Origin of the sequence: Undibacterium sp. Ji49W (assembly GCF_049340205.1) — a bacterium.
Lineage (GTDB): Bacteria > Pseudomonadota > Gammaproteobacteria > Burkholderiales > Burkholderiaceae_D > Undibacterium.
In genome coordinates this window covers 21,302-41,641 of record NZ_JBMPOW010000013.1, presented here as the reverse complement: position 1 = coordinate 41,641, position 20,340 = coordinate 21,302, and the positions used below count along the sequence as shown (strand labels likewise).

The 20,340-nt window shown below is 52.4% G+C and carries 16 protein-coding genes; 7 read left to right on the top strand and 9 right to left on the bottom strand.

Annotated elements, in window-relative coordinates; genetic code table 11:
- Nucleotides 1–306: 306 nt before the first annotated feature.
- From ACO0LK_RS16710 to ACO0LK_RS16670, 9 genes are all read right to left on the bottom strand, one after another.
- Nucleotides 307–2,061: a methyl-accepting chemotaxis protein gene (locus ACO0LK_RS16710; protein ID WP_422976945.1), complete on the bottom strand. Its 1,755-nt coding sequence runs from the start codon at nt 2,059–2,061 to the stop codon at nt 307–309.
- Nucleotides 2,062–2,466: 405 nt separating this feature from the next.
- Nucleotides 2,467–2,880: a hypothetical protein gene (locus ACO0LK_RS16705; RefSeq protein ID WP_422976943.1), complete on the bottom strand. Its 414-nt coding sequence runs from the start codon at nt 2,878–2,880 to the stop codon at nt 2,467–2,469.
- 13 nt (nt 2,881–2,893) lie between these two features.
- Complete coding sequence (locus tag ACO0LK_RS16700) at nt 2,894–4,087, bottom strand: hypothetical protein (protein ID WP_422976941.1); 1,194 nt, start codon at nt 4,085–4,087, stop codon at nt 2,894–2,896.
- A gap of 361 nt (nt 4,088–4,448) precedes the next feature.
- The gene (locus tag ACO0LK_RS16695; protein WP_422976939.1) at nt 4,449–6,668 is read right to left on the bottom strand and encodes a TonB-dependent receptor; all 2,220 of its coding nucleotides are present in this window, start codon (nt 6,666–6,668) and stop codon (nt 4,449–4,451) included.
- A 181-nt stretch (nt 6,669–6,849) separates the two neighbouring features.
- Nucleotides 6,850–8,277 carry a metallophosphoesterase family protein gene (locus ACO0LK_RS16690; RefSeq protein WP_422976937.1) on the bottom strand — a complete coding sequence of 476 codons (1,428 nt, stop codon included), beginning with the start codon at nt 8,275–8,277 and terminating at the stop codon, nt 6,850–6,852.
- A gap of 98 nt (nt 8,278–8,375) precedes the next feature.
- Nucleotides 8,376–9,521 (bottom strand): serine hydrolase domain-containing protein, encoded by a 1,146-nt coding sequence (locus ACO0LK_RS16685; RefSeq protein WP_422976935.1) that lies wholly within the window; start codon nt 9,519–9,521, stop codon nt 8,376–8,378.
- Between the two features lie 160 nt (nt 9,522–9,681).
- Nucleotides 9,682–10,002 (bottom strand): AzlD domain-containing protein, encoded by a 321-nt coding sequence (locus ACO0LK_RS16680; RefSeq protein ID WP_186946025.1) that lies wholly within the window; start codon nt 10,000–10,002, stop codon nt 9,682–9,684.
- On the bottom strand, nt 9,999–10,724 hold the full coding sequence (locus tag ACO0LK_RS16675; RefSeq protein WP_422976933.1) for an AzlC family ABC transporter permease: 726 nt from the start codon (nt 10,722–10,724) through the stop codon (nt 9,999–10,001). The genes ACO0LK_RS16680 and ACO0LK_RS16675 overlap by 4 nt, the downstream gene beginning before the upstream one ends.
- Nucleotides 10,725–10,809: 85 nt before the next feature.
- A complete protein-coding gene (locus ACO0LK_RS16670) occupies nt 10,810–11,631 on the bottom strand; it encodes an AraC family transcriptional regulator (RefSeq protein ID WP_422976931.1) in 822 nt (273 codons plus the stop codon).
- Between the two features lie 323 nt (nt 11,632–11,954).
- Between ACO0LK_RS16670 and ACO0LK_RS16665 the strand changes: the two genes are divergently transcribed.
- The 7 genes from ACO0LK_RS16665 (at nt 11,955) to ACO0LK_RS16635 (ending at nt 20,192) form a co-directional block, all read left to right on the top strand.
- Nucleotides 11,955–13,541: an ABC transporter ATP-binding protein gene (locus ACO0LK_RS16665; protein WP_422976929.1), complete on the top strand. Its 1,587-nt coding sequence runs from the start codon at nt 11,955–11,957 to the stop codon at nt 13,539–13,541.
- On the top strand, nt 13,534–14,601 hold the full coding sequence (locus ACO0LK_RS16660) for an ABC transporter permease (protein ID WP_422976927.1): 1,068 nt from the start codon (nt 13,534–13,536) through the stop codon (nt 14,599–14,601). The genes ACO0LK_RS16665 and ACO0LK_RS16660 overlap by 8 nt, the downstream gene beginning before the upstream one ends.
- 6 nt (nt 14,602–14,607) lie before the next feature.
- A complete protein-coding gene (locus ACO0LK_RS16655) occupies nt 14,608–15,528 on the top strand; it encodes an ABC transporter permease (RefSeq protein ID WP_422976925.1) in 921 nt (306 codons plus the stop codon).
- Nucleotides 15,529–15,641: 113 nt separating this feature from the next.
- Entirely contained in the window at nt 15,642–16,802 is a 1,161-nt protein-coding gene (locus tag ACO0LK_RS16650) for a BMP family ABC transporter substrate-binding protein (RefSeq protein WP_186946020.1), read from the top strand.
- 332 nt (nt 16,803–17,134) lie between these two features.
- Nucleotides 17,135–17,530: a hypothetical protein gene (locus ACO0LK_RS16645; protein WP_422976923.1), complete on the top strand. Its 396-nt coding sequence runs from the start codon at nt 17,135–17,137 to the stop codon at nt 17,528–17,530.
- Nucleotides 17,531–18,135: 605 nt separating this feature from the next.
- The gene (gene kaiC / locus ACO0LK_RS16640; protein WP_422976921.1) at nt 18,136–19,836 is read left to right on the top strand and encodes a circadian clock protein KaiC; all 1,701 of its coding nucleotides are present in this window, start codon (nt 18,136–18,138) and stop codon (nt 19,834–19,836) included.
- A gap of 47 nt (nt 19,837–19,883) precedes the next feature.
- Nucleotides 19,884–20,192: a circadian clock KaiB family protein gene (locus ACO0LK_RS16635; RefSeq protein ID WP_422976919.1), complete on the top strand. Its 309-nt coding sequence runs from the start codon at nt 19,884–19,886 to the stop codon at nt 20,190–20,192.
- Nucleotides 20,193–20,340: the final 148 nt, after the last annotated feature.

Here is a 20,340-nt window from a genome sequence, read left to right as displayed (position 1 = left end):
CGAACTGCTTACTTTGTTTTAGTTGATATTTTTACAAAAATCAAATATCTGATGCAAATTGGCACAATTGACACAATTGACACAATTGACACGTCAAGCCGGGGGAAGCCTGTAAAAAATGGGTAAGGCTGGCGACGCCACTGACATGCTGAAACTGGCACTGACGTGTCGCACAGATGAAATAGCATCAGGCAATCCGCGGGATCAGTTCAGGATTGCCGTTGTTTATAGTACCTGGGCAGGCCGTGCCTGGACCGGCCTTGCCTGACTGGCCGTGCCTGGAGCGGCCCTGCCTGACTGGCCGTCCTAAAACTCTTCCCAGTCGTCATTGGATCCAGCCGTCACCGGTTCTTTCCTGCCAGCAGTAGGCTTGGGGCTGGATGGACGGCTGGCCGCGCTGGCTCTCGCCGCTGGTTTTGTTACCGGCTTGGGCAGTGCACGCACCGTGCTGCTTGTCTTTGGTGTCTTTGATGCGAGAGACCGGCTAAGGGCTGACCGGGCGTGGTCACCAGATGGCTCCAGTTTGAACACACTGACCACACGACTGAGATTGGCTGCCTGATCCTGCAAGGCACCGGCAGCCGCTGCCGCCTGTTCCACCAGCGCTGCATTTTGCTGGGTCATCTGGTCCATCTGCGTCACCGCTTCATTGATTTGCTGTATGCCCGAGCTTTGTTCCGCACCTGCCGCCGTAATTTCGCTGATGATGTCACTCACACGCTTGACACTTTCCACCACTTCTTTCATGGTGGAACCAGCCTGGTCAACCAGGCGTGTACCCTGACCGACTTTTTCTACCGAGTCATTGATCAGTTCCTTAATTTCCTTGGCAGCACTGGCCGAACGTTGCGCCAGGTTACGCACTTCAGATGCCACGACGGCAAAACCACGTCCCTGCTCGCCTGCCCGCGCCGCTTCCACCGCAGCGTTCAATGCCAGGATATTGGTCTGGAAGGCAATGCCATCGATGACGGCGATGATATCGACGATTTTTTTCGATGAAGCATTGATGGAACCCATGGTATCCACCACCTGCGACACCACGTCCCCACCCTTTTGTGCCACTGCCGAGGCTGAATGAGATAACTGATTGGCCTGACGCGCATTATCACTATTGTGTTGGATGGTAGAGGTAATCTCTTCCATCGACGATGCGGTCTCTTCCAGTGAACTGGCCTGGTTTTCAGTACGGTTGGACAGGTCCATATTGCCATTGGCAATTTCGGTAGAAGCGGCAGCAATTTCATCCGTGCCCTGGCGTACTTCGGTAACCACCTGCAACAGGCTTTGATTCATTTCTTTCAGGGCCTGTAGCAACAGGCCGGTTTCATCCTTTGTATCCACCTGAATACGACTGGTCAGGTCACCGGAAGCCACGGTCTGTGCAACTTTGAGTGCATCCTGCAAAGGGCGCGACACAATGCGTGCAATCGCATAGGCCAGCACCATTCCCAGCAAGATGCTGACGACCAGTACAGAAATAATCAGTATGCGCGATGTCTGATATGACTCTATGCCTGACTTGTAGGCATTCACCCCGCCATCGACATTGATTTTGACCATCCTGTCGACCAACTCTCTTACCCTGGTATTGATTTTGGATGAATCGGTACGCATCAGTGCCAGCGCGTCCTTGCCATTGCCCTCGCGTGCCAGAGCAGCCATCTTGTCGCTGATCTGCAAATAGGCAGCCATGGATTTGCTGTATTCATCAAACTGCTTTTTTTCTTCCGGGTCAGAAATCAAACGGGCATAGTCGGCTTCATTTTCCCTCAGGCCGGCAATAGCTTCTTTGGTACGGGCCAGGTATTTGTCCACTTCCTCGGCATTTTCTGCCGAGACCATCTGCGCTTCCTGCGAGCGTATGCGCGATACCCTTTCCTTGATACCCATGGCTGCATTCACGCTCGGCATCCAGTTGGTTCCCAGTTCATACGCGTTCTGGTTCACTCTGGCCAACATGATGATGGAAAAGACACCAAGAAAAACTGTCAGCAGCAAAAGGAAGCCAAACCCGACGAACAGCTTGGCCGAAATTCTCAAGTTATAGAACATGCTCATCATCATTCCTTTGGAAAAATCCATCAATGCATGAAGAAACGAAAATTCAACAAACTCAACACATACAGAACCGGGAAAGAATCAGTGCCCATTTATGGTGCAGACTGATTAAAAAATGAAATTTGAGCAGCAGGTACGTGGCGCACATGTGGCGCATATCTAGCGTGTATCAACTACGACACAAGGTCAGGTCAACGAGAACAAAAGGGGATGATCTGACTATATACCTAGTTGTAGTTGGGATTGTTGCAGAATGCAAATTTCTGACTAGCCATTGTTACCTGAACGAGAGCCACTCTCTAGATCAAGCTTGCGTGGCACAGAGGACAGTGTTGTAAAAATCGACAAGGCAAAAAAAGAAAGCTGACTGGCAGCTTTCTTTTGTCAAAAACCCGTTTCTACAAATCAGGGCAAAGTGGTCACGACCTTGACAGTCGCGTCGACGGCTGACTTGTCGATATAACCAATACCGGTAGGATTGGCTGCCACGGCTTTTTTCACTTCTGCATTTGAATGCACTTCTTTTGGTGCGGTACCCTTGCCGGTAAACACCAGTTTTGACCAGATACTTTTTACTTCGGACAAATCCTTCTCGGCCGCCTTCTTGTAAAACTCTGCGCGGATAGGTGCATTTTCAGACTGGTCCACCGGTGTGAACATGGCTGATTTACCCAGGAAGAATTGTGAAGCCTGCGCGGCTGTCATGGCTGTCGCCGGATTCTGTGGGTTGACTACCACCACAATTTCACCTGCCATGGTGAATCCCATGCTGACCAGCATTGCCGCAGCGATCAATATTTGTTTTCCATACTTACTCATCGCGCTTCCTCCATCAAAATACGAAATCAACTGCTGCTGCAAACACGGTGACCGGTCCCTTGAAACCTGGCTTGGCGTTAATGAATACGCCTGGTCCATTGTCTGGTGACATACGGTCGAGTTGCAGTTTCAGTGCGGCCGATTTATAAAAATCCCAACGTACGCCTACGCTGTTGCTGGTCTGTATCGGTGATGCTGATGCCAGGCCATTTGCACCCAGGGTGTACGGCAGCAAGGGGCCGGAAGCAGGCAAGCCGGCGACGGTGCGCGAGCTATCCTGTGTGGCCGATGCATGTACGACGTAAGGCAGGAAACTGCCCATGCGGTAACCAAACATGGTGTACCAGGACGTAGTGTTGGCTATCGACAGACTGGCAGATTTACGCTTGCCGTATTCAGCCTGGACCACAAAGCTCTTCCAGTCCACACCCAGGCCCAAAGAGGTAAATGATGCCTTGGTATCGCTGACCGCAATGGCGTCTGCCGCAGACTTGAAACCGAACTTGGTCAAACCACTGACCAGAGTATTCAGGTTGCTTGAATTGTCCACGGTGACCTTGGTATCAACACGGCCAAAACGAAAAGTGAAAGGACCATTTTCAGCAACGATATTGATGCCTGATACGTTCTTGAATTTGGCAGTAAAGTTGCCGCGCTGTTCTGCATCAGTCACGCCATAGGCCAATTGTGCGGTGATCGCAGTTTCGCCCAGATTGGTCTGGTAGACGGCATCCACACCGTCCACGCTTTCCAGCGTGACTTGCGAATACATTTCTATCGGTGGGCGCAACATGGTGTTGGCATAGCCAACATTGCGATAATCCGAAATCATGTAGACCGGCAAACCGATACGACCGACACGCAGATTCAGATTGTCATTGACCTTGGCTTTGGCAAATGCCCAGGTCAGTTCTGCACCAAAATTGTCCGTGACATTTTTACGCACCAGACCCTGGCCAGTGAAGGACAGCCAGTCATTCATTTTTGCCGTGGCCTGTATGCCGAAGTTGGAGTCGACACCTGTCTTAGCGCTACTGGTAACACCAGCGAGCTGATTGGGGCGGGCAAATTCTGCGTCGGATGTATTGCTGCGTGTCAGTGCCGCAGTACCGAATCCGCTGATGGTGATCGGGGAAGTATCGTCTGCCCAGGCGGCGGACACTGCTGATGTCATCGCCAATAAAGTGATAAAAGGTTTCAATTTCATGCTATCTCCTTGAAAGTTTCCGCATTGTAACTTTTTATTTGGGAGGCAAATTTAGACTACTTCCTCGCTAAAATGCCAAAATATCTTTACTGAAAAATATGGAATCGCGTCTGTTGTGTGCGAGATTTTTGCGCGCTTGCTAGGAGATTCCTGCTGGAAATAGAAATTTTGATCAGCCATTTCAAATTAGGTGATCAGGCAACTTGCGATGCAGGATTTGACCATTTCTTGCAAATATCGTGGCGAAATGCTGACATTTATCATGGCAAAAAATTAAAAACGGCACGCTTTTGAGGCGTGCCGTTGTCAATTTGGTGCGTCTTTTGGTATGTCTTTTAGGTGCGTTTTTCGTGTACGTTTTTTAGAAGTCTGCACTCAAAGAAAAATTCCAGCTGCGCGCCGGTTGGAAGGTGTACTGATCGAAGGCAACACCCTTGCTATTGGCAGATACCGACGTCATATCCTGCTTGTCGAAAAGATTGTTGATGCCCATCTGCAGCTTGATGTTTTTAACCATCGCAGCCGGTGTCTTCCAGCGATAACCCAGTGTCAGATCTGCGGTTGTATACGATGGAATTTTATATGCGGCTGGCTCACCATCTTTCGCATACTGGGTGCCCGTCGTTTTAGCAATCAGCGAACCGTACAGGCCGTTGGCTTTATACAGCACGCCGAAAGCAGAAGTGCTGTCTGGTGCCTTGGCCACCTGTAGACCGGTATCCTTGGCTTTGGCACTATTCAGGGATGCATTTGCATGCACAGAGAAACCACTGCCGACGTAATACGTCACTGCCGCTTCCACGCCCTTGTAGACCACACCACCCTGGTTGTAATACACCAGGTCATTGCCGGTGCCGGTAGAAGCAATCTTGTTATCAAAGTCGATGTAATACACATCGGCATCCAATGTCAGGTTGCGTGACTGGTGGACAGCACCCAACTGGTAGTTGGTGGAAGTCTGTGGCTTGGGTGTGCTCAGGCCAGGGTTATTCACATAAAACATGGACAGATCCGGTACCAGAAAACCCCTGGCAACCTGGGCATAGGCAGACCATTCCTTATTGATGCTGTAATTCGCCGTCAGGAAAGGCAGGGTTGAGGTATAGGTCTGTTCTGCCGTCGTCGGAATGCGGGTGGTCTGATTCACTGTCGCGTCCAACGCACGCTTGAAGTGCATGTATTTCAGGCCAGGAGTAATGGTCAAGTCAGCCATGGCTGCCCATTCAAATTCCACGAAAGGCTGATACTGCTTCCAGGAAGAACGCTGGTCATACGATACATTCTTTGGCGCGGTGGATTCTTTGGGATTAGGCAGGCCCAGTGTCCAGTCCAGGTCATAGGTATGACGATTGGTATTCGCGCTTTCCAGCCATACGCCGGCACGCAGCAACCCTGCTTCAAACTGACTGGTCGCCTTGAAGATGTCGCCATTGACGCGATAGGCATTCAGCTTGTTATAACCCGGTACATTCTTGTTGCCGGTGATGCCAGCCTTGGTACCGTTAGCCGTTGCGCCACTGGCATCCTGACCAGAGTAGGTGTCATTGGTATAGGAGTAGGTGTAGACCGTATTGTCGATGTTCCAGCCAGCCAGTTTGGATTGCAGGCGTATGTAGTCGAAATCGGTGCTCTTGTTATTGAAGTTGTAGCCAAAATAATTCTGACTGGTCGGGTCATTGTTCAGCGCATAGTTTTTTCCGAACTGGGCAACCTGGCTCAAGGTTACACCGCCTTTGTCCGGTGTATAACTGGTGATTTTGTTATAGGTGGAAAATACGGTAATCACCGTGTCCTTGCCCAGGCTGCGCTGCAACTTGAACTGGTAATTATCTTCTGTGACACCGCTATACGTCAGGTAACCGTCGGTCGTCAGACGCGAGCCATTGAACATGAAACGGGTATCACCAAAATGGGAAGAGATGCCACTATCGATTTGCACGCCCAGCATTTTGGTATTCCACGAACCGAAGGTCGAATACGGTGTGAAATTGAAATCCTGCGACAACTCTTTGGAAAACAGATTGATGGAACCACCAAATGTTGCTTGCCCCAGATTGCTGGCATTGCCCGGGCCGCGTTCTATCACCATGCCGCCGATAATGCGTGCCGGGAAATAAGAGGTCGAATGATGGGTGGGATTATTGGTATCGCCAAACGGGATACCGTCATACGTCATATTGTATTCACCATCCTGAAAACCGCGCAGCGTGACCTTGCTTTCTGCCAGGCCAGGACCATTCGCAGAAACGCCGGAACCTATGCTGGGTGCAATACGCGCCACGGCATTGAAGTCAGCCAGTGGCGTCACGGATTGTTCTATGAAGGTGGCAGTGATGACAGACTGAGGCTGGGTGGCTTTCAACGAAGTCTGTACCGGTGCGCGGTTACCGACTGCTGATCCGGTAATCACAACCCTGGATTTGATCGCATCCGCATCCAGTGCAGACGCAGATTCCGATGCAGATTCCTGCGTTGCATTGGTGGTCTGCGCCTGTGCGCTGTGTTGCGCCATGCAACTGAGTGCCAGTAAAACCTGAGCTGTCATGACCTGCATGGAGAACTGTTGTTGCTTGCGATTCATCATTTGCCTTCCAGTGAACTTGGTGGGTAGAAAGCCCGCAAGTGTAGAAAGACCGTGTGACAGGAGCGTGTAACGACGATGACGGTTTTGTGACACTACAACAAAAAAACGGAGCATCTCGCTCCGTTTTTTCTCTATGGAAATAATTAATCCGGCAATTATCCCAAATCATGCATATGATTTATTTCGGCATGGCCTTGCATTCGGTTTTCTTGCCCTGCATGCGACATTCAGTGATCAGCTTGCCCTGCTTGTTCCAGGCCTGAACTTTCCAGCTTTGCTGTTCACGCTCCATCGTCATGAAACCAACATCATTGGAATTGCTGAAATGATCAAGCCTGGCTTCGGTATAAGGTGTGGCATTGGCTTCCAGCGGAGTTGACAAGGCTGTATCAAGCGACGAACCACCATTACCTGATACAAACTGCACCGGATGATCGCTGCTGAAGGTCAATGCCTCAAACAAATGCACGTGGCCAGCCAGTGTAGCCTGCACCCTGGATGGAAACAGGCGGGTACTGTTCAATGTTTGCATGATGTCTTGCATGGCAAGATTGCCTGGATAAATTTTCATTTCACCTCCTTTTTTGGATTCAGCAGCAAAACCCAGTACTGGATGGTGATCGATAAAGAGATTGAAGTCGGCGTTGTCTGCCAGCTTGTTGACTGCCTTGAATTGTTCCATATACAACTGATAAGCGGCATCGGTTTTTGCCAGTGGCTTGTTGGGTACTTTGGCAGAATCAAAGACGATGAATTGTGCCTGCTCGCTACCGACACGTCCCAAAGGCACGGCATAGGGCGCGCTGTAATCGCCACCCACGTCATTTTGCTCGGCGATGCAGTCACGACCGGTCTGTAAAGGGCGCGGGTCCATCAGACGCCACCAGCCCTGGCCAGCACGTGCACAGGATTCATGGTTGCCTCGCACGACTATCCAAGGGGCGGTTTTCAGCAATGCCGTTGCGGGGGAAAAGAAATCTGCCTGCCAGGCATCCCAGCCATAACCCCACGGACTGCCGGCACATTCCTTATTGCCTTCCGGGCAAGGATTTTCGCGATAATGGTAGTCACCGACATGCACCACCAGGTCAGGCTTGAAGCGTGCAGCGGTTTCCACCATCTGGCGGAAAGCCCATTTTTCACTGTCATTGCAGGACTGGAAGTAATTGTCATTCGATTTCAAACGGCAACCCGTATCACCAATCACCACAATTTTTTGTGTCACCGGTTTAGGCAAAGGCAAATCACGACCAGCGATACTGGCGGTTTTGCTGCTGGCTGACAAAGCCGCATCACAGGTCAACACGGGGAAAGCAGATGCCTTGCTCTCTTCGGGCTTACTGGCAGTCTTGCGTACCGGCAGGGTTGCGGCAGCGGCACGTATCTGCATCGGCTGTGCCATGCCATCCTGTATCAGGGTCGGGCAAGTAGTATCGGTCGTGATGGCACGGGCAATCGCCTGGCCATTTTCACCCAGTACCACCCAGGCAGCCTGCAATTTTCCAGCCTGTTCGTTTTGCGTGGGCACGGTGCTACACGCAGCCAGCAGGCTAGCCGCTGCCAGACTGGCAATCAAGTGCAGTCTTTGCGTCATATTGAAGTTCATTATTTTCTCTCTCATGATTCATGTCGTTCTTACCGCCCAGCTTAGCGCAACATCATGTCGGCATGATGAATGCCCGCCCCGCGTTTTTTAGCCGTGTTTTACACCTTGCCCAGCGCCTCATACGTCAGACGTTTGAAATCAAATGAAAATGGGTGCCAGAAACTCATCAACCTTTGCGTCATGAGCACACCGGCAATATTGTGGCGTGGCGATATCCACCAGTGTGTACCGGCAATGCCGCCCCATTCAAACTCACCGGTTGCAGCTGGCGGGTCGATTGAAGAAGGCTGTAGCGTCACTGCTCCCCCCAGACCAAATCCCTTGCCCGGCACGGCACCAACACCGGGAAAAGCAATCCCTGTACCTGCTGGCAACTGATTCTGCATCATCAGCCTGATGGTCGAGGCTTGCAGTAAAGTATCGCCATCCGGCATGAAACTGCGCATCAGGGCCAGCATGTCCTGGATGCTGGATACCAGTCCCCCGCCACCAGACAGGCGCGCCACAGGCGTGACAAAGGCACCCGGATAAGGTGACTTGTCGAGCTTGCGCAGACCACGTTGCAGGATATTTTGCGGATCAGTACCGGCATAGTAAGACGCCAGACGATCGTGTTTGTGTTCGGGCACGACAAAACTGGTGTCATGCATGGCGAGAGGGTTGAGTATGCGCAATTGCAGGAAGCGGTCAAAACTCATGCCACTGACCACTTCCACCAATCGTGCCAGCACATCGGTGGCGATCGAATATTCCCAGGCAGTACCCGGATGAAAACTCAACGGCAGCCCGGCCAGCACATCCATCATGTCTGCCAGGCTGGTGAAGGCATTCAGTACCCGTTTTTCATTGTAGGTCTTGTACATCAGCGTGCCGTGATCCAGCAGACCATAACTGAGCCCGGAAGTATGGTTCAGCAATTGCCTGACGGTGATCTTGCTGTGGGCCGGTTCGGTGTCATCCAGACTGGTAGCACCGGGTTTCAATACCTGGCGCTGTGCCAGTTGCGGCAAAAATTCTTCGGCGGGCTGATCCAGCTCCAGTTTGCCCTCTTCCATCAAGAGCAATACTGCCATCGAAGTAATCAGCTTGGTATTGGAAAACACGCGAAACAAATGGTCATCGCGCACAGCCGTCTGGCTTTCGCGGTCTGCCCAGCCAGTGCAATGCTGGTGCACCAGTTCACGTCCGACCAGAACGGCAGTCGACACACCGGCCAGGATTTCCCTGTCCACATACTTTTGCATTGCTGCATTTACCTTGCTGAAATCGTAAGTCATAGCCTGAACTGTGCGGACATCAAAAAACAGCTATCTTACTACGCAGCACGTACGTATCAAACCTGGTATCAAACCTCGTATCAAACCTTGCCAGCCAGTGAACAGAGCCTTGAACGAAAAACTTTCATCAGCCAAGCATGTATTGCCAGCTAAAAAATACCAGCAAGCCAACGATGATGGTGGCCAGTTGATGCCGTGTTGCGGCGCAGACCATGGCTGCGATAGAAGCAGCCACCAGTTGCGGGTTGCGCCAGCTCAGTTCCAGCTCTTGCCCGTGCGGCGACAGTATCATGGGGACGATGATGGCAGTCAGCACGGTGACAGGCACAAAGTCCAGCGCCTTGCGCACATTGGCAGAAAACATCACGCGGTCACCCAGCATGAAGATCAGGGCCTTGACCAGGAAAGTGATAACGGCCATGCCCAATATGGTTAAAGTGACATTCACGCTGGCTCCACTTCTTTTTGCTTATTTGTACTGAATCTGGACAACACCATGCCAGTCCCCACACCTGCCACGACAGCAAGCAACAAACCCAGTTTGTAAGGCAAACTCTGGAATGCGTAGGCTGTGCTGCCTGCCACAATGGCCGCCAGCAAATGCGGTCGCCGGTATAACTGTGGTACCACAATGGCAATGAAAGTTGCCACCATGGCAAAATCCAGCCCCAGCGTCTGCAATTTTGGGAAGATGGCACCAAACAACAGGCCAATCAGGGTCCAGCACTGCCAGTTGGCATACATGGACAGGCCAGAACCAAAGAAATACCAGTGACCGTCTTTAGCATGGGGATGTTCACGGTAATAGCGATCCACCACGGCAAAGGTTTCATCCGTCAGCAAAAATCCCAGAGTCCAGCGCCAGCGGCGCGGCAAATGACGTACATAGGGCATCAGTGAAGCCGCATACAGCATATGGCGCAGGTTCACGATCAGGGTCGCCAGCCAGATAACCAGCATGCTGGCATGCCCGGCAATCAGGCCAACGGCAATGAACTGGCTGGAACCGGCAAAGACTGCAAGCGACATCAACTGCCCCTGCCAGACACTCAATTGCGCCGTGGCAACCAGGGCGCCGAATATCATGCCAAAAGGGGCTGCGCCCACCAGCATGGGTACGGTATCGCGGACGCCAGCTGTAAATTGGCTGAGTCGGGAAGAACGTGGCATGAAGTACATCCTTATCTAAGCTTATGACCATGGATGTGAAATCATGCACCTTTAGAAGATTTTGCGCTTGTACGATCTTGCGCTTTCAAAGCCGCCAGCGCCCCGGTGCCACGCCAAAAGCGCGTTTGAAATGCCGGTTGAAATGGCTTTGGTCGGCAAAGCCGGTCATGCTGGCAATATCGGTCACGGACAAGCCTTGCCGCAATAAGGCCTGGGCACGGTTCAACCTGAGCTGATTGCGCCAGGCGTGGGGCGGCATACCTATGCTGCGGGAAAACAGGCGTGCTGCATAAAAGGGTGAAAGACCGACTTCACGCGCCAGATCGCTCAGGCTCATGGGTTGGTCCAGGTTTTCACTGAGCCTGGCCTTCATCAATTCCACCCGACTCGCGTCTGGCAAGATGGATTGCACGACGGGCCGGGTACGGGCATAGCGCGACAGCAACAAGGCAAAACCGGCGGTCAGTGCATTTTCGGCAGCTAGCGGGTCGACCACCGTTTCCAGCAGGCGATGGGCGACTGCCAGATGACCAGCCACTTCGGCATCGTCAATCACACCGTCTGGCAACCACGGAATGCCCATGGGCGTACCGGCCATATCTGCCGATAACTGCTGCATCCAGGCAACCGAGGGGTAAAAGGCGCGATAAGCCCAGCCATGATCAGTCGCCCGTTCGCCGGTATGCACTTCACCAGGATTGATGGCGGCAATACAACCTACAGCCGCCAGACAGCGTGCACCACGGTAGCGATAGGTTTGTGCGCCGGACTGAATGACCGGAATCGCAAAGCCTTCATGCCAGTGTGGTGCAAATTCCTGAGCAAAATATTCTGCTGTCAGCAATTCGGCATCCGGCAGGAGCGGGCTGCGCCACATTCGTGCTTCATCATGGAAGGTCTGTTGCATGGGAAATCAGGCCTGGGCTTTAAACTGCTTCATTCTATACGCACCAGGCATTCATTGCTGGAACACACCAGGCTGGCATGGCTGATGCTTGGAAACAAACTGCGCAGTCGGCCAGCTGAAATTTTTCTCAAGTAGGCTGGTTGCATGAAATCATCACAAAACTGCGGTTCAGTAAATGACACAGAGATTTTGAATTTGTACGATTGACACACTTATAATGTCATGCAAATGTTAGCCATGCTGTTCATACGTTGTTCACGTGATGTTGAACGGCAGGCTTATTCTCTACTCTTGACTATCCCTCTTTGTTTCGAAAGGATAAAGTGAATTCTGCTGCTCTGCCAAGCTTGCCCCGGCTCGACCTGAAAGGCATTTCCAAACGCTATCCTGCGGTCATCGCCAATGACCAGGTTGACCTGCAGGTGGCACCGGGTGAAATCCATGCGGTGCTGGGTGAAAATGGCGCAGGCAAGTCAACGCTGATGAAAATTATCTTCGGTGCCGTCAAACCTGATGCCGGTACGCTGCGCTGGAATGGCGAAGAGACCAGGATTGCAACGCCGCAAGATGCGCGCAAGCTGGGCATTGCCATGGTGTTCCAGCATTTTTCGCTGTTCGATACCCTGACCGTTGCCGAAAATATTGCACTCGGCCTGGACAAGGGCATCAATATGCAGGAACTGGCAGAACAGATCGCCCAGACCGGCGACCGGTATGGGCTGGAACTGGAACCGCACCGCCACGTACACACTCTGTCAGTCGGCGAAAGGCAGCGGGTGGAAATCGTGCGTGCCCTGCTGACCAAACCACAATTATTGATACTTGACGAGCCAACTTCGGTGCTGACGCCGCAGGCCGTACAAAAGCTGTTTGTGACCCTGCGCCAGATTGCCGCCGAAGGATGCAGCATTCTGTACATCAGCCACAAGCTTGATGAAATCCGCGAGCTCTGTCATTCAGCCACCGTCATGCGCGCAGGCAAGGTGACCGGCCATTGCGACCCGGCACAGGAAACTGCTGCCAGCCTGTCGCGCATGATGATAGGTGAAGACTTGCCACCATCGGCAGAGACCGCCGAATGCATACTGGGTGAATCACGCTTGATACTCAGTGGCCTGAGCCTGCCCAAGGCGCATGCATTTGCGACCGCACTGTATGACATCGACATGGAAGTATTTGGTGGTGAAATCGTCGGCATCGCCGGGGTATCCGGCAATGGTCAGCAAGAATTGCTGGCCGCCCTGTCTGGTGAAGACCGTCGTGCCAACGCCAGGATGATACGGCTGAAAGGCAAGCTGGTCGGCAACCTGGGGCCGGAAGCACGGCGCAGCCTGGGCCAGAGCCTGGTGCCGGAAGAAAGACTGGGCCGCGGTGCCGTGCCGGAAATGAGCCTCACCAACAATATGCTGTTATCACATCAGCATGGACAATTCGTACGCCGTGGCATGATCAATTTTCGCCATACCATGCAGGCAGCGGCAGATATCATCAGCCGCTTTCGCGTCAAGGCATCTGGCCCGGCAGCGCTGGCCCGCAGCCTGTCGGGTGGCAACCTGCAAAAATTCATCGTTGGTCGCGAGATCACACGGCAGCCCGATGTCTTTATCGTCGCCCAGCCGACCTGGGGCGTGGATGTGGGTGCAGCAGCGCAGATCCACGCAGAAATCCGCCAGTTGAAACAGGCTGGCTGCGCCGTGCTGGTCATTTCTGAAGAACTGGATGAACTGTTTGAACTGTGTAACCGCATGCATGTGATTGCCAAGGGACGTTTGTCCCCCTCTATCGCCACACCCACTGCCACGCGTGAAAAAATAGGCTTATGGATGAGTGGTCTTTGGGAAGACGGTGAAACAGCCGAAACCGTGTCGCTGGGCAAGACCCGCCGCCGCAAAGGAGGGGAGCATGCTTAAGCTGGAATTACGCGCCGGCAACTCGCGCAGCATGGCTTATTTGTCGCCGGTACTGGCACTGTTGCTGACCATTTTCTTTGGTGCCCTGCTGTTCATGGCACTGGGTAAAAACCCTCTGACGGGCTTGCAGGTATTTTTGATCGAACCGATACGCAGCAAGGCGGCCATTGCCGAGCTGTTGCTGAAGACCACGCCGCTGGTACTGTGTGCGCTGGGTCTTTCAGTCTGTTACCGCGCCAATGTCTGGAACATCGGTGCCGAAGGCCAGTTGATTGCCGGTGGCCTGGCCGCTGGCAGCACTATATTGTTTTTTGATACGGGTACACCAGGTTTGTCGGGCGGCATGGTCTTGTTGCTGGCAACTTGTGCGGGGGTAGTCGGTGGGGCCCTGTGGGCATCCATCACCGCCTTGCTGCGCGACCGTTTCAATGCAAATGAAATCCTGGTGTCGCTGATGCTGACCTACATTGCACAACTGCTGCTGATGTATGCCGTGAATGGCCCGCTGAAAGATCCGGGAGGCATGAATTTTCCGCAATCCAAGGTGTTTTCCAGCGATTTTTTATTGCCGCACCTATTCCAGGGCAGCCGCCTGCATGTCGGCTTTATCGTCATGCTGATTGCCAGTGGCCTGATGGCAGTCTTTGTCTATCGCAGCTTTGCCGGCTACCGCCTGACCGTGGGCGGGCTGGCACCGCTGGCGGCACGCTATGCCGGTTTTTCCAGTCGCAAGGCTCTGTGGCTGTCGCTGCTGATTTCTGGCGGTTTCGCCGGCATGGCGGGCGCGTTTGAAGTGGCTGGCCCCATCGGCCAGGTCTTGCCTTCGATTTCACCGGGCTATGGCTTTGCTGCCATCATCGTCGCCTTCATCGGTCGCCTTAACCCCATAGGCACCATCTTTGGCGGTCTGGTGCTGTCGCTGTTTTATCTGGGCGGCGAGATGGCACAATCGCGGCTTGGTTTGCCGTCTGCCATCACCGGCCTGTTCCAGGGCATGCTGCTGTTTTTGCTGCTGGCCTGCGATACCCTGATCAATTACCGCCTTCGCTGGCAGAAATAAGCGACCATGGAAAACTTTGCTGCGCTGATCGCCGCCTCCATCAATTCCGGCACTCCCCTGCTGATTGCGGCACTGGGCCTGCTGATCAATGAACGTGCAGGCGTGCTCAATCTTGGTGCCGAAGGCATGATGCTGGTGGCCGCCATAGTCGGCTTTGCCGTTGCCCACCAGACCCATATGCCCTGGCTGGGCTTTGTCGCCGGTGCCGTCGCCGGCATGCTGATGGCGACTTTGTTTGCCTGGCTGACGCTGGTGCTGGCTACCAACCAGGTGGCCACCGGGCTGGCACTCTCCATCTTTGGTGGCGGCCTGTCGGCCTTCATCGGGCAATCTTTTGTCGGCCAGTCCCTGCCTGGTGGCGGGCATGGCATACCGTATCTGTCTGACATGCCGTTTCTGGGCAAGGCCCTGTTCGACCAGCACGGCATCGTGTATTTCAGCCTGCTACTGTGTATGGCGATTGCCTGGTTTTTATACCGCAGCCGGGCTGGCCTGATCTTGCGCGCCGTCGGCGAATCGCCAGAATCTGCACATGCCCTGGGTTACCCGGTACGCAAAATCCGTTATATAGCGCTGCTGTTCAGTGGGGCCTGCTGCGGCGTGGCGGGTGCGTATCTGTCCGTGGTCTACACACCGATGTGGGTGGAAGGCCTGGTCGCCGGACGTGGCTGGATTGCACTGGCCCTGACCACCTTTGCCACCTGGCGCCCGGCACGCGTCTTGCTCGGTGCCTTACTGTTTGGTAGTGTAACAATATTGCAGTTCCATTTTCAGGCGATAGGCATTGCTGTTCCTTCAGAAATCCTGTCCATGCTGCCTTATCTGGCAACTATCGTGGTGCTGGTGCTGATTTCGCGTAATCCGGACTGGATACGCCTGAACATGCCAGCCTCACTGGGAAAACCTTTCCGCCCCGGTTCTGCCTGAAGGCATATTTGAACAATCGGACAATGGGATAAATTGATTGCAGTATTTTTCGTTTCAAGTAACTTTGTTATTCACATAGTCATCCACGTTTCATCAATACTAGGAAGCTCACCATGAAAATTTCTCGCAGAAAAACCCTGACAGCCGCGCTGTCTCTGGCGGTAGTTGGGACACTTGGTCTTGCCGGTTGTGGTCAGAAAGAAGAAAGCAAACCTGCTTCCGCTGCATCGGCTGCGCCAGCCAGTGCCGCCGCCGTCCCTGCCGCACCTGAACCCCTGAAAGTCGGCTTCATCTATGTCGGCCCGGTTGGGGATGCAGGCTGGACATTTGCACATGATGTCGGCCGCAAGGCAGTCGAAGCCAAATATGGTGACAAGGTAAAAACCACCTTTGTTGAAAACGTACCAGAAAGCGCAGCCGATGCTGAACGCGTCATTCGCGACCTGGCCACCCAGGGCAACAAGGTCATCTTCGGCACCACCTTTGGCTACATGGAAGCCATGCTGAAAGTGGCGAAAGACTTCCCGGATGTCAAATTCGAACACGCCACCGGCTACAAAACTGCCGACAACATGGCGCAATATGATGTGCGCACCTATGAAGGTGCCTACCTTGCAGGTATCGCCGCCGGCAAAATGAGCAAATCCGGCAAGCTGGGTGTCGTCGCGTCCATCCCTATTCCAGAAGTGCTGCGCAATATCAATTCTTTCACGCTGGGCGCCCGTTCAGTCAACCCCAAAGCAACGACCAGGGTAGTCTGGGTCAACAAATGGTTTGACCCGGGCAAAGAACGTGAAGCCGCTACCACTCTCATCGGCCAGGGTGTGGATGTGCTGATGCAAAACACCGACTCTGCCGCCGTGGTACAGACAGCCGAAGAAAAAGGCGTGTATGCCTTTGGCTGGGACAGCGACATGAGCAAATTTGGCGCCAAGGCCCACCTGGCCGCATCCGTCATCGACTGGGGCGTGTATTACAACAAGCGCGTCGGTGAAGCACTGGAAGGAAAATGGAAATCAGACACCACCTGGTGGGGCCTGAAAGAAAACATGATAGACCTGAAAAGCTTCAACGCCAGCCTGTCAGATGAAGTGAAAAAACTCATCGCCGACAAACGGCAGGGCGTCATCGACGGCACCGCACCGATCTGGAAAGGTCCGATCAAGGACAACACTGGCAAAGAAGTACTGGGCAAAGATGCAGTAGCGGATGACAAGTTCCTGCATGATGTGAAGTTTTATGTCGAGGGTGTAGAAGGGAAAGTGCCGGGTTGATTTAGCTAAGTCTTCATAACACAGAGACACAGAGAGAGGAAAGGCATCTTGCAAGATGTCTTCGTTTCGCAAGCGCGCGGCATGCCGCTCGGCTTCCCTGCTACACCACAGAGGAAAACAGGAGTTTTTTCTGCGTCTTATAGGGAATTCATTGCGAATTTTTGTGGGTTGAGCTACTCGTAGGTTGGGCTATGGGGTATCAGCCCAACACTGTGCCCCAACAAACGTATACGTTATTCAAGCGCCGAGTGTTGGGCTGATACCCCGTAGCCCAACCTACGATCTAGAGAAAATAGTGCAAGAATCAATACCAGCAGGTATGGACTGATGACATGAACATCGTTCTTCTGGAAAGAAAATCTCTCGAAGAAGTTGTTGCTCTTGTTATTTCAATGGGAATGCAGAGCGCAGACTATGAACTGGTTCAGAAAGCACTTATCGAAGACCTTGGCCTTTCATCCGAGGACGCTGCCCTCGCATGGGATCGAGTTCACGGAGGCATAGTGCGCGCTTCAACAGGAAGAAACGACAACTGCCCGGATAAAACTAAAGATCCACTTGCCTGGTTGAGCTTTCAAAAAGCGAGCGACGATATCTCGATCATTTCGTCACTCTATCCTCAATACGCCAAACCGGTCGTTGAGAAACCCCGATATGCCAAACCAGTCATTAACAAACTGCAATACCCCAACCAGATCGATAGAAAACCTTGGTGGAAGTTTTGGTAGTACTGTCAGTGAAGACTCACAATGCAAAAAATTCTATCTCGCCATGAGAACTATCAAGGCAGGCGAAATTGCCCCCTATTGAATACGATCCTGCGCACATTCGTGCCAGAGCATGAAGAATTTCACCCGGGGTACAGTGATGGGCATGGGCAGGACTTCTATTGCTCGGTGCGGACCAGCACATAGGGCGTCATGTCAAAGTAAGGGATGAATGGTCATCTACATCTCGCGCTTCAAGCCTTGCTCTGCCAGAGCAGTGTCGATAATACTGCGATGTCCTCATCTTGCTGGCATTGCAACTGGCAAGATGAGAAAAACTGGCCGCATCGGTCTGTATCTTTATATTCATTTGCTTGTTGAACTTATTCCCAATCTGCGGGACTCCATTGCCGTCACGAAACCTGCCGCGCTGCTTATCGAATCAGAAAATCTACCTCATAGATTAATCACTTGACATCATCGATACGTGGTACATTGAAATGCGATCTATTTAATCTCAGCCAGTCTCACTATTCGTGCAGCGCTTTTTCGCGATGATGTTCCAAAGACAAAATCTCCCATAGTTACATACACAAGTATTGAGTAACATCAAATTGGGAGTGCTATTGAACACCTCAAACACGCAGTCATTGGCGAAATCGCTGACTGGTATACGCGGTCTTGATGAAATTACCGAAGGTGGATTACCCAAAGGGCGTCCCAGTCTGATATGTGGCAATGCCGGATGTGGCAAAACCATCCTGGGCATGGAATTCTTGCTGCACGGAGCGCTCGATTATGGCGAACCCGGTGTCTTTGTGTCATTTGAAGAAACCGACGAAGACTTGACCAGCAATTTCAATACACTAGGCTATGACCTCAGTGACCTGGATACCAGGAAGCTATTATCAATTGAGTATATCTACATTGAACGCAGTGAAATAGAAGAAGCCGGCGACTACAATCTGGATGGGCTTTTCATTCGACTCGGCCAGGCAATTGATGCAATTGGTGCGAAAAGGATAGTACTTGATACCATAGAAGTGCTATTTGGCGGCTTGTCCAATGCAGCAATCCTGCGCGCAGAATTACGGCGTCTGTTCAGGTGGCTTAAAGAAAAAGGCGTGACGGCCATCGTCACCGGTGAACGCGGAGAGCGTACCCTGACTCGGTATGGTCTGGAAGAATATGTGGCCGATTGCGTGATTCTGCTTGATCTCAGGGTCGTAGAACAAATCGCTACCCGACGTCTGCGCATAGTCAAATACCGTGGCAGTGAACACGGTGCCAATGAATACCCCTTCCTCATCGACAAGCAGGGCATCTCGATATTACCGATCACCTCCCTTGGCCTTGATCATACGGTGTCAGATGAAAGAATTTCCAGCGGGATTCCGCGCCTGGATACCATGCTCAGCGGGGCAGGCTATTTCCGTGGCAGTTCAATTCTGGTGTCCGGCACAGCAGGTTCAGGCAAAAGTAGTGTAGCGGCCAAATTCGTTGAGGCGGCCTGTGGTCGTGGCGAAAACTGTCTGTACTTTGCCTTTGAAGAATCCCCACAACAAATCATGCGTAATATGCTCTCCATCGGGATAGACCTTGCCCCCTGGGTTGAGCAAGGGCTGCTGCGCTTTCATGCATCGCGCCCTTCCGTGCATGGGCTGGAAATGCATTTGGTCACCATGCACAAGCTCATTCTTGAATGTAACCCCGCCCACGTCGTAGTGGACCCAATATCGGCGTTGACTGTGGTTGGTTCAGACACTGAAGCCAAATCAATGTTAATACGCCTGATCGGCTTTCTCAAGACACGCAAGGTCACAACTTTGCTGACCGGTTTAACCCATGTCGGTGACAAACTGGAAGCAAGCAACGAAGAGATTCCATCCCTGATCGATACCTGGTTGAGTCTGCGTGATATTGAGCATCAGGGCGAACGTAATCGTGGCATGTACATCTTGAAATCACGCGGCATGGCGCACTCTAACCAGATCCGCGAATTTATTTTGAGCAGCAAAGGCATAGACCTGTTCGATGTCTATCTGGGCCCGAAAGGTGTCCTGACAGGCGCTGCCCGTGTGGGACAGGAAGCGCTGGACCGATCCAATGTCGTGTCACGTCAACACGATATCCAGCGCAAGAAGCGCGAATATGAACATAAGCGGCAGGCGCTGGAAGCCAACATCGCGGCGCTACGCGAAGAATTTGATACCGCCACCGAAATTATAGAAAGTCTTTCAGAAGAAGAGAAACAAAGGGACGCAGTCATTATTCATGACCGCGCCGATATGGCAAAACTAAGACGGGCTGATTTGACTGCTCTTTAGAAAAAAGAGCTTGCACCATTCTTAAATTAATTACAGGAACTGGAAAAATGCCACTATCGATGACGAATACCGAGAGTAAAAAATGGATGCTACGTCTCTACGTAGCCGGTCAAACCCATAAATCTGCCGTCGCACGTGCGAATCTTCACAAAATTTGTGAACAACATATGCCAGATAAATATCATGTCGACGTCATCGATTTATTGGAAAACCCGCAGTTGGCAAAGGTAGATCAGATTCTGGCCATCCCGACCCTGGTGCGTGATTTGCCGACGCCTGTGAGAAAAATTATTGGTGATCTTTCCAATACCGAAAGAGTATTGATGGGACTGGATGTTCATGCCGCTGATACGTGACCGGCTGCATAACAATGTACCTTTGATTTCCCGTTGGCTCTGACCTTCCTGTACGTGCAGCAAGGTGGGCGGCGCGTTATGTTTGAATTGTATTTATCTTTATCACGCTTTTTTCAAAGAAAGAGGCGATATGATTGTAATGGCGGCT